Genomic DNA, 14,207 nt, shown 5'->3' with positions numbered 1-14,207 from the left:
CCTGTTTCGCCGTCGCACCCGCACTCAGGCTGGCACGCAGGATCGGGCAGCCTATGCGCGCCGTGAACGATCCCGCGCAGCGCGTCCCGGCCTATCGCCCGGTATCGACGATGAAGCTGACGGTCGTGGTGGTGGAGCCGCCGATATTGAGTGTCTGCACCATTCCGGCACCCTCGACCTGACAGCTCCCAGCCTTGCCAGACACCTGCCGCGCGGCGTCGTGCACCATGCGAACGCCCGTCGCGCCGACCGGATGGCCCAGGCCGATCAGCCCGCCCGAGGGATTCACGGGGATGCGCCCGCCCTTCTCGATGCTGCCATCCTCGATCGCCTTCCAGCTTTCGCCGGGCGCGGTGATGCCCAGATGGTCGATCGCCATGTATTCGGTGACGGTGAAGCAGTCGTGCGTTTCCACCGCGTCCAGCTGGTCCACCCCCTCGATCCCGGCGCGCCTGCGCGCATCCTCGATCGCGCCGCGCACCTGCGGGAAGACGTAGGGCCCATCTGCGCTCGCCTTCACCTTGGCCTCGTAGGAGAGCGGCGCGGTGCGGTGCCCCCAGCCGGAGATGCGCGGCAGGTCCTCCAGCGCGATCCCGCGCTTCTTCGCATAGTCTGCGGCCCGCTCTTCGGAGGCGAGGAAAACGACCGCAGCGCCATCGGTGATCTGGCCGCAATCCATCTTGCGCGTGCGGCCTTCGACCACGGGATTGGCTTCGTCATCGGCGGAGAAGCTCTCCGGGGTGAACTGCCAGTCGCGCGTCTGCGCATCGGGATTGACGCGCGCATTGTCGAAATTGATCTGCGCGATGCGCATCAGGTGTTCGTATTCCAGCCCGTGGCGGTTCTGGTACTCTTCCGACAGGTCGGAGAATGCCCGTGGCCATACGAAATCCGCGTCCTCGAACTCCCGCCCAACCCATGCGGCTGCGCCCAGGTGCCCGGCCGCCTCGCGCCCGCCGGTATTGCGCATCTGTTCGATGCCGACCACGCAGGCGAGATCGTAACGCCCGGCCTCGATCTCCGCCATCGCGGCGAGGATTGCGACGCTGCCCGAAGCGCAGGCGGCTTCGTGCCGTGCGGTCGGCAGCCCGTCGAACACGGGATCGACCATGCCGAAGAAGCCGCCCAGCTGCCCCTGCCTGCAGAAGAGCTCGCCTGCGAAGTTGCCGACATGCCCGGTCTCGATCTCGGCTGGATCGAGTTGTGCCTGATCCAGCCCGTCGCGCAGCACTTCGCCGAACACGCCCAGCATGTCCGTGCCCTCGCGCGCCCAGTTGCGCGCGAAATCGGTCTGCGCCCCGCCGAGTACATACACCATGCGCTGTCTCCTCCTAGCGTGCGATCCGTTCGACGATCATGGCCGAGCCGACACCCTGCGCGCCGGTGGTGACGACCAGCCCGTAGCGCCCCTCGCACGCATCGAGCGCGTCGAGCAGGGTGGACAGCAGGATCGCGCCGGTCGCGCCCATCGGGTGCCCCTTGGCCATGTGCCCGCCGCCGACATTCACCTTGTCCATGTCCACATCGTAGTCGCGTTCCAGCTTTGCGATGGTGACGGCGAAGGCTTCCATGAACTCGATACGGTCCATATCTGCAAGTGACAGCCCGGCGCGTTCAAGCGCGGTCTCCATCGCGGTGAACCCGGCCAGCAGCGAATCGCGCACGTCCCCGCCCGACTCCGCGAAGGCGACGATCTTTGCGCGCGGGTTGGCGATCTGCTCCTTGCTGCCGATCAGCGCCAGCCCGGCACCGTCCGCCATGGGCGGCGCATGAGCCACGGTCATGCGATAGTCGATTTCCTCCCCTTCGAGAGGTTCGGCGTAATGTTCGCTCATCTTCTCGAAGGCCGGTTTCAGCCCACCGGCCTTTTCCATATCGAGCCCGCGCACCACCTCGTCGCGGTCGAGCGATCCGATCTTGATGCGCGAGGCCTTGAGGGCCGCGTCATCTTCCGCGCTGACGGAGAGCTGCTGCGACCGGACCGCCGCCCGGTCCATCGTCTCACGGTCGATGCCCTCCCTGGTGGCCAGCCTTTCGGCGGCCAGAACGACGGGAATATACTGATCGCGTGGGGCGAATTCGCGCGCGCCGTAATAGTCCGCCTTGTCCGCCATGAACGGCACCTGCGACATCATCTCGACCCCGCCCGCCAGCGCGACATCGGCCTGGCCGGCGGCGATGGCGGCCGCGCTTTCGCCGATTGCAGTGAGGCCCGAGACGCAGAAATTGTTGAGCGTGTGGGTCACGGTGCGCTCGGGAAGACCGGCGGCGATCTTCGTCACCATCGCCACATGGCCACCCTGCGATCCGATCTGGCCGACGCATCCCAGCGAGAGACGATCTACCCTGTCGCGCGCGATTCCCGTGCGCTGCTCCAGCGCATCGACCAGCGCCGCGCCGAGACCGTGCGGGGTTTGCGTCGCCAGACCACCTTCGGGCTTGGCGGCGCCTCGTGGGGTGCGGACTGCGTCGGCGATATAGACTTCCATGAATGGCTCCATTGCTTGGATACTGCTCGGTGCGCCCGGCCGGGATCGCCGGCCTCGACGGCACGCTTCGGCAAAGCTTGTCGCATCAAATTAGTATGCTTACAATAGTGACAGACAGAGACGGCCCAGCCGTCCGGCATAACCGGAGAGCAGAATGTACCTTACGCCCGAAGCGCGGATCGCAGATTACGAATCGAAAGGCTGGTGGCGGGGAATCACCGTAGATGAGCTGCTGAAGGAAACCCTGGCGGGCGATCACGCCGAACTGGCGGTCATCGATCCGTCCAACCGCGAAGCGCTCGATGGCGTGGCGCCGGGGCGGCTGACCTGGGAAGAATTCGATGAGCGGATCGACCGGCTGGCGGCCAGCTTCCACCAGCTGGGCCTGCGCAAGGACGACCGGATCGTTGCGCAGCTGCCGAACACGATCGACGCCATGCTCACCCTGTTCGCGTCGGCGCGGCTGGGCCTGATCCTGAGCCCGGTGGTGATGCAGTACCGCAAGCACGAGCTCGGACACGTGTTCGAGAAGGTAGAACCTGCCGCTTTCGTCACCATCCCGAGCTTTCACGATTTCGATCAGGCGGCATTGGGCACGCAATTGTGCAAGGCCCACGGCGCGCAGCTGCTGATGTTCGGCGACGCGCCCGATGGCGCGACCTCCCTCGACGATGCCATGCAAGATGCAGACCGCGATGCGCTTGCCCGCTACCGCGCGGAAAATCCCGTCTCGGCGGGCGAGGTTTTCACCATCTGCTGGACCTCCGGGACGGAAAGCCAGCCCAAGGGCGTGCCGCGCAACCACAACCACTGGGTCCTGAATGGCGACGTGATGGTGGAAGCGACCGCGATGAAGAGCGGCGACACCATCCTCAACCCGTTCCCGCTGGTGAACATCGGATCGATCGGCGGCCTCATGATGCCCTGGTTGCGCTGCGGCGGCACGGTGGTTTTGCACCACCCCTTCGACGTCGGCGTTTTCCTGACCCAGCTGCAGCAGGAAAAGGTCAGCTACACGATCGCCCCGCCTGCAGTGCTGGGCGCACTGCTCAAGCAGCCCGAACTTCTGGAAAAGTTCGATCTTTCCGCCTTGCGGACGGTCGGTTCGGGCTCGGCCCCGCTCTCGCCCTGGCTGATCGAGGGCTGGAAGGACCGCTACGGAATCGAAATCGCCAATATCTTCGGCTCGAACGAAGGCGCCTCGCTGTTCTCCAACCTGCAATCGGTGCCCGATCCGGTCGAGAGAGCGCGCTACTTCCCGCGCTTCGGCGCACGCGATGCCGATTGGGACGGGATGACGGCCACCATCATGGACTCGCGGCTGGTCGACCCCGCGACGGAAGAGGAGATCACCGAGCCGGGCAAGGTGGGCGAACTGCGGCTTGGCGGTGCGATGATCTTCGATGGCTACTGGCGCGCCCCCGAAATGAACGCGACCGCGTTCGATAGCGAAGGCTACTACCGCACCGGCGACCTGTTCGAGATCGCCGGGCCGGGCAACCGCTTCTACCAGTTCCAGGGGCGCTCCAAGGAGATCATCATGCGCGGCGGGGTCAATATCTCGCCCGCCGAGCTGGACGACCTGATCGTGGGCCAGCCGCAGATCAAGGAAGCGGCGACCGTGGGCGTGCCTGACGAAAGGCTGGGAGAGCGGATCGCCGTCGCGGTCGTCCCGCACGAGGGTGAAGAGCCCAAGCTGGAAGACATCACCGCCTGGCTCGAAGCGCGCGATATCGCCATCTTCAAGCGGCCCGAGTTTCTGGTGATCGTCGATGCCCTCCCGCGCAACGCAATGAACAAGGTGGTGCGCGACGAACTGCGCGAAATGGTGGTGGCAAAACTATGAGCGGCGCGAACACACAGGCAGCGAACCAGCGCGTCACGCTGGTGACGGGCGCGGGTAATGGGCTGGGCGAGGCATTTGCCTATGCCTGCGCGCGACGCGGCGATGCCGTGATTGCCAATAACCGCGTCCACGCCGACCGCCCCAGCTCCGCCGCCGCGCTGGCCGATGCGCTGCGCGCCGAAGGATACAGCGCCGGGGTGGACGAACATTCGGTCGACGCGGACGGCGCGGCCGAGGCCATCGTGGCCAACGCTCTCGACCAGTTCGGGCGGCTCGACGGGATCATCCTCAATGCCGGGATTTCCGGTCCTGCGGCACGGGTGGCGGACAGCGACCTGTCCGATCTTCGCACAGTGATGGAGATCAATTTCTTCGCCAATGCCGCCCTCGTTCAGGCGGCCCTGCCCCATCTGGAGCAGTCCCCCGCGGGGCGCATCGTGCTGATCGCTTCCTCCGCCGGGCTGCACGGGCTGAAGGGCCGCGCGCCTTACGCAGCGTCCAAGGCGGCGCTGATCGCCTATGGCCGTTCGCTCGCGCTCGAACTGCGGCGCACGAACATCCGCACCAATATCTTCGCGCCCTATGCGGCGACCAAGATGACGGGCGGACAGGACGAGGTTACGGACGAGCGGCTGCTGCCCGAGCACGCCGCGCCGGGCGCGGCGTGGCTTTCTTCCGAACAGTGCGATGCCAATGGCGAAATCTGGGTCGGCGGTGCCGGCCAGTTCCGCCGCGCGGCCATGGTCGAAGGGGCTGGCGGCAGCAAGCCCGATGCCGATGCGCAATGGCTGGCGGAGAATGCCGGGAACTTGCGCTCGCTCGAGCCGCACAGAGAGTTTCCGGGCGGTGAAGCGGCGTTTGCGGACTTCTACTCCGCGCTGGGTTCGCCTTCGGAGTAAAGCCGCCGCATCGCCACCTTGTCGGGCTTGCCGAGGCCGGTCTTGGGCAATTCGTCCGCGATGTGGATCGCCTTGGGCACGTGCACCGCGCCCTTGGCGGCTCGCACCGCATCGCGCAGCCGGTCCGCCTCGATTTCCTGCCCGGCGCGCGGGACGACCAGCGCCGTCACCTGCTCGCCCCACTTGCGATCGGGAATGCCGAAGACCGCCACCGCCGACACCGCAGGATCGCGCGCGATCACTGCTTCCACTTCCGCCGGGAAGACGTTGAAGCCGCCGCTGATGATCATGTCCTTCGCGCGGCCGACGATCCGGTACAGGCCATCCTCTCCGATCCGGCCCAGATCCCCGGTGCGCAGCCAGCCGCCCGCAAGCGTTTTCGCGCTTTCCTCCGGCATGCCGAGATAGCCGCTCATGACCAGCGGACCGCGCACGGCGATCTCTCCGACGTTATCCGTCTCGTCCAGCAGGCGAATGTCGATCCCCGGGAAAGGCCGGCCCGCCGCGTCGGGCGCGGCGCGATGCTCGCCCCGGTCGAGGATCAGGATCGTGTTGGGTGCCTCGCTCTGGCCGTAGCACTGGACGAATATCTCGCCGAAGCGGTCGATCGCTTCCAGTACGCGGGCAGGCTCCATGGGCGCGCCCGAATAGATCAGCGTGTCGATGGAGCTTAGCGCGTCCGATGGCAGATCCGGGGCATCGAGCAGCGCACCGATCATGGTCGGGACCATCCAGCTGACGGTCGCGCGGTGGGCCCGCGCCGCCTCGGCAAAGCCGGAAACCGAGAACCCGCGCTGCAGGATCACCGTGCCGCCGCGCACCAGCGTGGGCAGCACGATGGAGCCCGCGCCGTGCGAGATGGGTGCGGGGCACAGAAAGCGTATATCTGCCGGGAAATCGATCCGCGCCAGGGCCATCAGGGTGTTGGTGACGAGCGCGCGATTGGACAGCATCACGCCCTTCGGCCGCCCGGTGGTCCCACCGGTATAGGCAAGGCGCACGATATCCTCCGCCTCGCCGATGGCATGCGCGGGAAGCGCGGATGATGCAGGCGTGGCAGGCCAGAACGGACCGACGGCATCGTCGTCCTGATGGGCGTAACAGGCGATCCCGGCATCGCGGGCCAGCGAAGCTGCGTCCGCAATCCTGCCCGGTCCGCCGACAAGAATGCGCGCGCCACTATCCTTCAGGATGTACAGCTGGTCCTCGCGCCCGCCCATCGCATGCAGGGTGAGAGAGCGGTAGCCACCGATATAGGCCGCCGCCATCAGCGCGTACTGGCGCGTGCAATTCTCGCTGATCTGCGCGACGGTCGCGCCGCGCGGCAGGCCCAGCTCGTCGAGCCGTTCCATGGCCTGCGCGACCATCTGGCCGAAGGCGCGGTAGCTCGTCTCGCCCTCATCATCCGCGAAGGCAATCGCGTCGCCATGGCGCGCAATGGCGTCGAGGATGATATCGCCCAGCAGCCCGCCGGAGGCTGCCGCTGCGGCGGCATCGCCTTCGCTCACGCCGGGCGCTCTAGCAGTTCTTGCGCGAAGTCCGGCAGCTGCGCCTCGCCCGCCGATTGCCGGTCGATCGTGGCGCGGTCGAAATAGTCGCGCCAGTCGGTGAACTGGCCATCTTCGATCCGCACGACCCCTGCATAGGGCGTCACCACGCGCGTACCGTCCGCCAGGTCGAAATCCTCCACCGCCTCGTAGAACACGTCCTTGCCCGCCTCGGCCATCGCGTTGATGCGCAGCCGCTTCACGGCGGAGAGCCCACTATAGGTGGTCAGGAATTCACGGATTTCTTCGTGCCCCACGGCAGGCGGTTTGGTGGTGGCGGAGAAATGGAAGCGCCCATCGCTTGCGAACATGCCGACCATCTCGTCGATGCGCCCGGCATGCCAGTGATCGAAGAAACGGGTGACGAGCTGCTTGCCTGTGCTCACGATTGATTCTCCACTTTCGCAACGTCCGCGCGCAGCTTGGCGACCACGTCCTCCACGCTGGAGCGCGGGTTGCGGGTAAGATCGTAATGGTGCGCCTTGCGGGCGGCCCGGTCGAACCAGATCCGCCCTTCGGCATGTTTCGGGCGCTTGCTGGCGAGCCACAGCGCGGTGTCCGCCCCTTGCGCGGGAGAGCGCAGCAGCGGGCCGATCCAGCGGTCCATCCAGGGCAGCGCGTCGGACACGCCCTGCGTCGCCACCCATCCCGGATGCATCGTATAGGCGTCGACGCGCGCCGCCCAGTGATCCGCCAGCGCCAGCTGCGCGCGCTTGTTGGCCGCATAGGCAAGAAAGCCGTTGTAGCGGTCGGGCGGCAGATCGAGCAGGCTGGTATCGAGCGGAGCGTTGTACATTCCGCCCGACGCCATGTTGACCACCGCTGCCCCGTCCAGCTTGCCCTGCTCCAGCAGAGCTTCGGTCAGCGCGAACTGGCCGAGCAGGCTGGTCGCATAGCTTTGTTCGAAGCCCTCCGGCGTCAGACGATGGTCCGGGGGCAGGTTGCCGACATTGTTGATCAGCGCATCGAGTGGGCCGACCTCTTCGGCGAGCGAGAGGTTATCGGCCACAAGGGACAGGTCGCGCTCGATGGTCTCGAACGGCCCACCCTCCTTTTGCCTGCGGCCTTCGTCAGCCAGCGCTCTCAATTTCTCCGCGTTGCGGCCCACCGCGATGACGCGCGCGCCACGCCGGGCGGCGCCCAGCGCCAGCGCGCGCCCGATCCCGCCCGTCGCCCCTGTGACGAGCCAGCTTTGCCCTGCGAGCGACTTGCCCCCCGATCTGAGGGGCAAGCCGCGTGCAAGATAGCCGATCCGCGTGAAGGACGGAGCGAAGCGGGCGTAGAACGTCAGTGCCTTGGATGCCATGCCGCCGCGATCAGTACCTGACCTGGAACTGGATGGCGACCGAGCGCGGACGCGAGGCAGTGGCGTACTGCGTGTTCGCGCCGACATTGCTGGCGAAGGGAACCTGCGCCGCGTAGGTGCGGAACCGCTCGTCCAGCAGGTTCTTGCCCACCGCCGCGATGGTCCAGTTCTCGCCCCCGACGCCAACGCGCGCATCGACGATGGTGTAGCCGTCGACCACGCCCGCCGGATCCAGATTGTCATGCACGTTGTGTTCGCCCGTGTAGGACGCATCGGCATTGATCTTCAGGCGAAGGTCCCCGAACAGCGGCTTGTCGACCGAGAGCCCGCCGTAGACGTTGAACTCCGGCGTGAAGCGCCCGCGCCGGCCGGTGTAATCGCACAGCTGGACACCGCCCACCACGTCGCCATCGGGCGTTTCGCCGAAGGCGCAGTTGCCGCGGCGGAAATCGAGATACTCGAAATCGAGATAGGCCGCCGAAGCGTTGATCGCGATGCCCGGTGCAATGGCGTAGCGCGCATTGGCTTCGATGCCCTGCGTACGCGTTTCACCCGCATTGCCGACATTGAAGCCCACCGTGCCGTCGAACTGGCTGATCTGCAGGTCCGAATAGGTCGAACGATACAGAGTGACGCCGAAAGAGGCGCGGTTGCCCGGCAGGCTCGCCCGCAGGCCGAGCTCGTAGGAACTCACTTCCTCGTCGTCGAATCCCAAGGAGGTGTTGTTGTTGGACCGGGCATCGAAGCCGAAGCCCTTGTACCCTTCGCGGTAGGAGCCGAACAGCAGGATGTCTTCGGTCACATCGAATTCGACCGCCAGCGACGGCACGATGTTCTTTTCCGAACGGCTGCGGTTCAGATCGTGGCCCGCGCCCGCCACGGCATTGTCGAGCGAGAAGCCAAGCGCGGTCTGCAGCACGGTAATCGGCACGGGGTTCGTCACCAGCGGCCCGTCGAAGCTGAAGGCGCCGTTGCGTGCCACCAGACTGCGGCTGGCAGTCTTCTCGTCGATGGCGAGCCGCAGGCCGGGGATGATCCGGAAGCCGTCGGCCACCCGCCACTGCAGCTGGGCAAACAGAGAGTAGGTATCGCTGGTCTGTTCGAAATCGCGGACCGCGCCGATATCCGCGATGACGCCGAAGCCCAGGTTCGCAAGATCGGGCCCGAGCGCGGTAACATCGGAATAGTCGAGCTGGTTATGTTCGAAATAGGCGCCGGCAATCACGCTCAGGGGCAGAGAATCGTCGGTCGCGACCCGGATTTCCTGGCTGAACTGCTCGTAGCTTTCACGCGTGAGCCCGCCCAGGATGCTGGCCGAGGTGAAATCGAGATCCACGCTGGTATCGCGATCATAGCCGACATAGCCGGTGACGGTGGTCAGCGTGGCCGATCCGAAATCGGTCTCCGTCGTGAAGGTGCCGTTGTAGAATTCGGTGTTGTCGAACTCGTCCTGGTCTGCCTGGCGGCGATAGTTGAAGCTGGTGTCCTGCAGCGCGCCCGAAAGACCGGCGCCGGTGAGCGCGGTTGCGAAGGTCAGGGGCACACCGGGGGCCGCCTCGGTTGTCGCCACGTCCTGGCTCACCACAAGGTTGCGCCCTTCGACGTCGAACTTGGAATATTCGCCCTTCAGCGTGGCGGTAAAGTTGCCGCTTTCATACCGGACCGTTGCGCGACCGGCGATTTCGTCCAGTCGCGGCTCGGTGCGGTCCTTCGTGGTGTTGAAGACGTATCCGTTCTCCGTCAGTCCGCGAACTGCAAGCCTTGCCGAAAGGCCATCGGCCAGCGGTCCGGATACGAAGGCCTGCCCTTCGAACCCTTCGAACACATCGGTATAGGTCGCGGTGGCACCCGCTTCGAGATAATCGGTCGGCTGCGCGGTGATGATGCTGAGCGCGCCGGCAGTCGAGTTCTTGCCGAACAGGATCGATTGCGGGCCGCGCAGGACTTCCACGCGCTGCAGATCGAAGAAGGGCGCACGGGTCAGCTGCGCGCGGCCGTAGCTCACGCCGTCGACGAACTGCGCGACAGACTGTTCGAAAGCAGGGTCGTTGCCCGAGCCGATCCCGCGAATATAGGTCTGCGTGGTCAGGCCCGTCTGGGTGATCTGGAAGTTGGGTACGGAGAGTGTAACTTCCTCTAACGTACTGATTGCAGTGTCCGCGATATCCTCTCCCCCGATCACCTCGATCGAGATCGGAACGCGCGTTGCATCCTGTTCGCGGCGCTGCGCGGTAACGACGATTGTATCCAGCGCGGCGGCGTTATCCGCTTCGCCCGGCTGTTCGGCTACACCGTCGGCATCCGCGTCTCGTGTGGTCTGCGCGGATGCACCGGACGACCACGCGAGCAGCGCCATGGCCGTCCCGAGATACAATGGTTGGGTGACGCTTTTCATGCTTGCTCTCCTCTCGTTCGTTCCGCTTCTTTCGGATACGATACGGGGAGGTGAATATCACAACTGGACTTAATCTCAAGCCGCGTAATCGCTTGATATCCGGACATGGGGCATCGCGTCGGCCATTCCTGCCGAACCGGAAGGTCTGCAATTTCGGAGAAATGGGGCCTCAGCCCGCGATCGATCCGCCCGCGATCGAATCGCCGCGGCTGCGCGATGCGGACTGGCCCTCCATCACCCAGCGGGTGCGCGCAGCCTGGATCGGTTCGCCCGTATTCCGGTCGCACACGACCGGATGGATCGGCTTGCCGGTGGTCAGATCGACCAGCGAGAGAGGCGGCGCATCCTGGTCGCACAGCCACCGCAGCGACCAGCCATGCGTGGCGAGCACGACGGGGTACAGCGCGCGCCCCGCTTCGGTCAGGCGGTATTCGCTACGCGGCGGGCTCGACTGGTAGGCGCGCCTGACGAGGATCGAGCCGCCGACCAGCCGGTTCAGCCGGTCGGAAAGAATGTTGGGCGCCATGCCGGTGGCGGAGAGGAACTCCTCGAAGCGCCGCAGGCGGAAGAAGGCGCACCCCAGGACCATCCAGCTCCAGTAGTCGCCGATCAGCTCGACCGAGCGGTCTATCATCGGGCGATCGACCGGCGGGCGCTTGCTGCGCCAGCGCCGCTGCGTCGGCGATTCCCGCTCGACGAGACCCGGGCCGACCTCCCAGCCGACGTTCTCGGGATCGATGGTGGAGCCTCCGGGGCCGTCCAGCACCACCGGGTCGAGCGCCTTGCGCGTCGCCGGATCGTAGAACACCATGTCGTAGCGCGACTGCATGCGCGATGGCGCGTGGTCGCGTTCCCACCGGCCCTGCATCAGCGCGATGCCGAACAGGTCGCGGCCCATCGCGGTCAGCCGGTATTCGGCGCGTCGGCGCCCGGGCGGTATGACACTGTCGAGCAGGCCGTTCTCCACCAGCCGCTTCAGGCGCCCCGAAAGAACGGTGCGGGGAATGTGCAGCGCTTCGGACCAGTCGTTGAACCGGCGAACGCCGTAAAAGGCCTCGCGCAGGATCAGCTGCGTCCACGCATCCCCGATCACCCCATGCGCGAGCGCGACCGGATTGCCGGTGACGAGCGCCCGGACGGAAGGCGAATCTGCCGTTTTTATAGGGGGATGCGTCTCTTGCATGTTCACGGGATGTAGAGCCTTTCATCGAAGCTGGGCAACCGCGCACGGCGACTTCCGATTGCCACTTGCGTTAGTGGACTATTCTGTGTGATGAATTGTTCATGGACATTCTCGACATCGCAGTTACCGCGATCCTGCTCGCGATCGCATTGATCTGGATCATTGCCATGCCGGCCCGGGCGAAGGGCAAGACCTGGCACTATGCCCTTGTCGGCATACCGGCACTCGTCTTCCTCATCGCGAGCAACCTGCCCGCCGGGGCATTGCGCGAATCGCTCGATGCCTGGCTTGCAGGCGGCGCGGCCGCTGCCCTGCTTCTGCTGCTCACCTGGGCGCTGGGAAGCATCAAGCGCAATCACGGCTTCATGGACATCTCCTATCCGCTGGCCCCGACGGCGATTGCGTGGACGGCTTTTCTCGTCGCTGGAGGCATGGCGACAGGCGGCACGATGGCGCCGCTTGTCCTGGCCCTGGTCACGGTGTGGGCGCTGCGCCTTTTCGTTCAGACGATCGGCCAGAACCATGCCGAGGAACGCCAGCCCTATGCCGCATGGCGCAAGGCTTTCGGCCCGCAGTGGCGCTGGTGGAGCCTGTTTCAGGTCTATGGCCTGCAGGGCATTACCTTGTGGCTGTGGGCGATTCCGCTGGCCTTCGCGGTACAGGCCGATTTCTCCCTCCCCTGGGCCATCGCCGGCGGAGCCGTGTGGCTGGCCGGCTTCGCGCTCCAGACGACGGCCGACCGGCAGCTGACGCGCTTCCGCGCCGATCCCGCCAACCGCGGCGCGATCCTGGATACCGGCGCATGGGCCATCGTGCGCCAGCCGAACTATCTGGGCGAATCGATGATGTGGTGGGGCTATTTCCTGTGCGCGCTCGCGCACCCGTGGGGATGGCTCACGGTGATCGGCCCGATCTTCGCCACATGGTTCATGGGCTTCGGTTCCGCCGGACCCTTCAAGGAAGCGCACATGCGGCGCACGCGCGGCGAGGCATGGGCCGCCTATTGCGCCCGCACCCCACGGTTCTTCCCGCTACCCCGGCCCACCGCCTAACTTGCGGTAGTGGACTTATTTTGTTATTCAGACTGCACGAAAGGAAAGCCCTATGAAACCGAGCGCTCTGGCAGAAGGCAACGTGAACGAACTGAATCCCTACGTGCAGGGATTCTATGCCGCCCAACCCGAGGAAGTGACGAAGACCGATCTCGAAGTGATCGGCGAGCTTCCGACCGACCTGTGGGGCGCCTATGTTCGCAACGGCCCCAACCCCTTCGAAGTCCCTGACGTGCCGCACCACTGGTTCGACGGCGAAGGCATGGTCCACTCGATCTATTTCGAGAACGGCAAGGCCGAATATCGCAACCGTTACGTGCTCTCCGACGATAACGTCGCCGACATGAAGGGCGACGGGGCCGAGGCCCGCGGCGTGCTGGTTCCTTCCAACCGCGACCGGCCGAACAAGGTCTACAAGGACACCGCCAACACCGATCTGGTGCTGCACGACGGCAAGCTGATGGCCCTGTGGTACATTTCCGGCACGCCGGTGCGGCTCGACGCGCGCACGCTGGAAACGCTGGGGAACGAGGATTTCGGCGGCAAGCTTCCGCGCAATGTCTCCGCCCACGGCAAGATCGACCCCGAAACGGGCGAATTCCTGTTCTTCGACTATTCGCTGTACGAACCCTGGATGAGCTTCGGCGTGGTCAGCCCCAAGAGCGAACTGACCCACTTCGCCAAGATCGACCTGCCCGGCCCGCGCCTGCCGCACGACATGGGCTTCACCGAGAATTACGTGATCCTGCATGATCTCCCGGTGGTGTTCACCGAAAGCGGGCTGCGCAACGGCATGTGGCAGATCAAGACCGAGCAGCGTGGCGCGCGTTTCGGTGTGGTGCCACGCAACGGGACCAACGACGACGTCAAATGGTTCGAGACCGATCCCTGCTACCTCTACCACGTCGCCAATTCGTGGGAGGAAGGCGACGAAGTGGTTATGGTTGCCTGCCGCATGGTGCCCAACAATTTCGATCCCGACCCTGCGCACGGCCAGTTTGCCAGCATGGTCAACGTCATGGCGCTGCATGCCTATGCATGGGAATGGCGCATGAACATGAAGACGGGCGAGATCACCTCGCGCCAGCTCGACGACCGGCTCAGCGAATTTCCCGCGATCAACCAGGATTATGCGGGCCGCAAGACGCGCTATTCCTACCACGTCGCGATGGCGCACGAGCGCCTGCAGCGCTTCGAAGGCCTCATCAAGTACGACCTGGAGACCGGCGAGAAGCAGGAATACCTGTTCGAGGACGGACAGGGCGGTTCCGAACCGGTCTTCGCCCCGCGTACCGGCGCCAAGGACGAGGATGACGGCTATGTCATCACCTTCGTCACGCACACCGAAACGGGCGAATCCGAAGTGCTGATCCTCGACGCGAAGAAATTCGCCGACGGGCCGATCGCGCGCATCCCCCTTCCCTCGCGCGTGCCTGCGGGCTTCCACGCGACCTGGGCGGACGGCGACAAGATCGCGGCCTGAACTCCTG

At 65.5% G+C, this 14,207-nt stretch carries 11 protein-coding genes; 4 read left to right on the top strand and 7 right to left on the bottom strand.

The genetic code is table 11. The features are described from left to right. Positions 1-91: 91 nt before the first annotated feature. A complete protein-coding gene (locus ADAD_RS0105800) occupies positions 92-1,318 on the bottom strand; it encodes an acetyl-CoA acetyltransferase (RefSeq protein ID WP_010410939.1) in 1,227 nt (408 codons plus the stop codon). A 13-nt stretch (positions 1,319-1,331) separates the two neighbouring features. Continuing rightward, positions 1,332-2,489 (bottom strand): acetyl-CoA C-acyltransferase, encoded by a 1,158-nt coding sequence (locus ADAD_RS0105795; protein WP_139020352.1) that lies wholly within the window; start codon positions 2,487-2,489, stop codon positions 1,332-1,334. A gap of 154 nt (positions 2,490-2,643) precedes the next feature. Between ADAD_RS0105795 and ADAD_RS0105790 the strand changes: the two genes are divergently transcribed. Further along, complete coding sequence (locus ADAD_RS0105790; RefSeq protein ID WP_010410933.1) at positions 2,644-4,335, top strand: class I adenylate-forming enzyme family protein; 1,692 nt, start codon at positions 2,644-2,646, stop codon at positions 4,333-4,335. Beyond that, positions 4,332-5,234, top strand: a complete 903-nt coding sequence (locus ADAD_RS15625) for an SDR family NAD(P)-dependent oxidoreductase (RefSeq protein WP_010410929.1) — start codon at positions 4,332-4,334, stop codon at positions 5,232-5,234. Before ADAD_RS0105790 ends, ADAD_RS15625 begins: the two co-directional genes overlap by 4 nt. Here ADAD_RS15625 and ADAD_RS0105780 read toward each other — a convergent pair. The 5 genes from ADAD_RS0105780 to ADAD_RS0105760 all read right to left on the bottom strand — a co-directional run bounded on the left by ADAD_RS0105780 (position 5,204) and on the right by ADAD_RS0105760 (position 11,665). After that, positions 5,204-6,742 (bottom strand): AMP-binding protein, encoded by a 1,539-nt coding sequence (locus ADAD_RS0105780; protein WP_010410925.1) that lies wholly within the window; start codon positions 6,740-6,742, stop codon positions 5,204-5,206. The two genes, ADAD_RS15625 and ADAD_RS0105780, sit on opposite strands and share 31 nt — an antisense overlap. Further along, positions 6,739-7,167, bottom strand: coding sequence for a nuclear transport factor 2 family protein (locus tag ADAD_RS16970; RefSeq protein ID WP_010410921.1), 429 nt, complete (start codon positions 7,165-7,167; stop codon positions 6,739-6,741). The genes ADAD_RS0105780 and ADAD_RS16970 overlap by 4 nt, the downstream gene beginning before the upstream one ends. Next, positions 7,164-8,087: an SDR family NAD(P)-dependent oxidoreductase gene (locus tag ADAD_RS15615; RefSeq protein WP_010410919.1), complete on the bottom strand. Its 924-nt coding sequence runs from the start codon at positions 8,085-8,087 to the stop codon at positions 7,164-7,166. Before ADAD_RS15615 ends, ADAD_RS16970 begins: the two co-directional genes overlap by 4 nt. 10 nt (positions 8,088-8,097) lie before the next feature. After that, entirely contained in the window at positions 8,098-10,482 is a 2,385-nt protein-coding gene (locus ADAD_RS0105765) for a TonB-dependent receptor (protein ID WP_083825566.1), read from the bottom strand. 169 nt (positions 10,483-10,651) lie between these two features. After that, positions 10,652-11,665, bottom strand: coding sequence for a winged helix-turn-helix transcriptional regulator (locus ADAD_RS0105760; RefSeq protein ID WP_010410911.1), 1,014 nt, complete (start codon positions 11,663-11,665; stop codon positions 10,652-10,654). Positions 11,666-11,766: 101 nt separating this feature from the next. Between ADAD_RS0105760 and ADAD_RS0105755 the strand changes: the two genes are divergently transcribed. Further along, positions 11,767-12,717, top strand: a complete 951-nt coding sequence (locus tag ADAD_RS0105755) for a DUF1295 domain-containing protein (RefSeq protein ID WP_010410907.1) — start codon at positions 11,767-11,769, stop codon at positions 12,715-12,717. 52 nt (positions 12,718-12,769) lie between these two features. Beyond that, positions 12,770-14,200 carry a carotenoid oxygenase family protein gene (locus tag ADAD_RS0105750; protein ID WP_010410904.1) on the top strand — a complete coding sequence of 477 codons (1,431 nt, stop codon included), beginning with the start codon at positions 12,770-12,772 and terminating at the stop codon, positions 14,198-14,200. The last annotated feature ends 7 nt before the right edge of the window (positions 14,201-14,207 follow it).

This window comes from Citromicrobium sp. JLT1363, assembly GCF_000186705.1.
In the GTDB taxonomy this organism is placed as follows: Bacteria; Pseudomonadota; Alphaproteobacteria; order Sphingomonadales; family Sphingomonadaceae; genus Alteriqipengyuania.
The sequence above is the reverse complement of the archived record's forward strand: the minus strand, read 5'-3'. Positions and strand labels throughout refer to the sequence as shown.

Bases quoted from the DNA above. Each gene is read 5' to 3' on its own strand.
- ADAD_RS0105800 (WP_010410939.1), bottom strand. From the start codon at position 1,318: ATGGTGTATGTACTCGGCGGGGCGCAGACCGATTTCGCGCGCAACTGG.
- ADAD_RS0105795 (WP_139020352.1), bottom strand. From the start codon at position 2,489: ATGGAAGTCTATATCGCCGACGCAGTCCGCACCCCACGAGGCGCCGCC.
- ADAD_RS0105790 (WP_010410933.1), top strand. From the start codon at position 2,644: ATGTACCTTACGCCCGAAGCGCGGATCGCAGATTACGAATCGAAAGGC.
- ADAD_RS15625 (WP_010410929.1), top strand. From the start codon at position 4,332: ATGAGCGGCGCGAACACACAGGCAGCGAACCAGCGCGTCACGCTGGTG.
- ADAD_RS15615 (WP_010410919.1), bottom strand. From the start codon at position 8,087: ATGGCATCCAAGGCACTGACGTTCTACGCCCGCTTCGCTCCGTCCTTC.
- ADAD_RS0105765 (WP_083825566.1), bottom strand. From the start codon at position 10,482: ATGAAAAGCGTCACCCAACCATTGTATCTCGGGACGGCCATGGCGCTG.
- ADAD_RS0105760 (WP_010410911.1), bottom strand. From the start codon at position 11,665: ATGCAAGAGACGCATCCCCCTATAAAAACGGCAGATTCGCCTTCCGTC.
- ADAD_RS0105755 (WP_010410907.1), top strand. From the start codon at position 11,767: ATGGACATTCTCGACATCGCAGTTACCGCGATCCTGCTCGCGATCGCA.
- ADAD_RS0105750 (WP_010410904.1), top strand. From the start codon at position 12,770: ATGAAACCGAGCGCTCTGGCAGAAGGCAACGTGAACGAACTGAATCCC.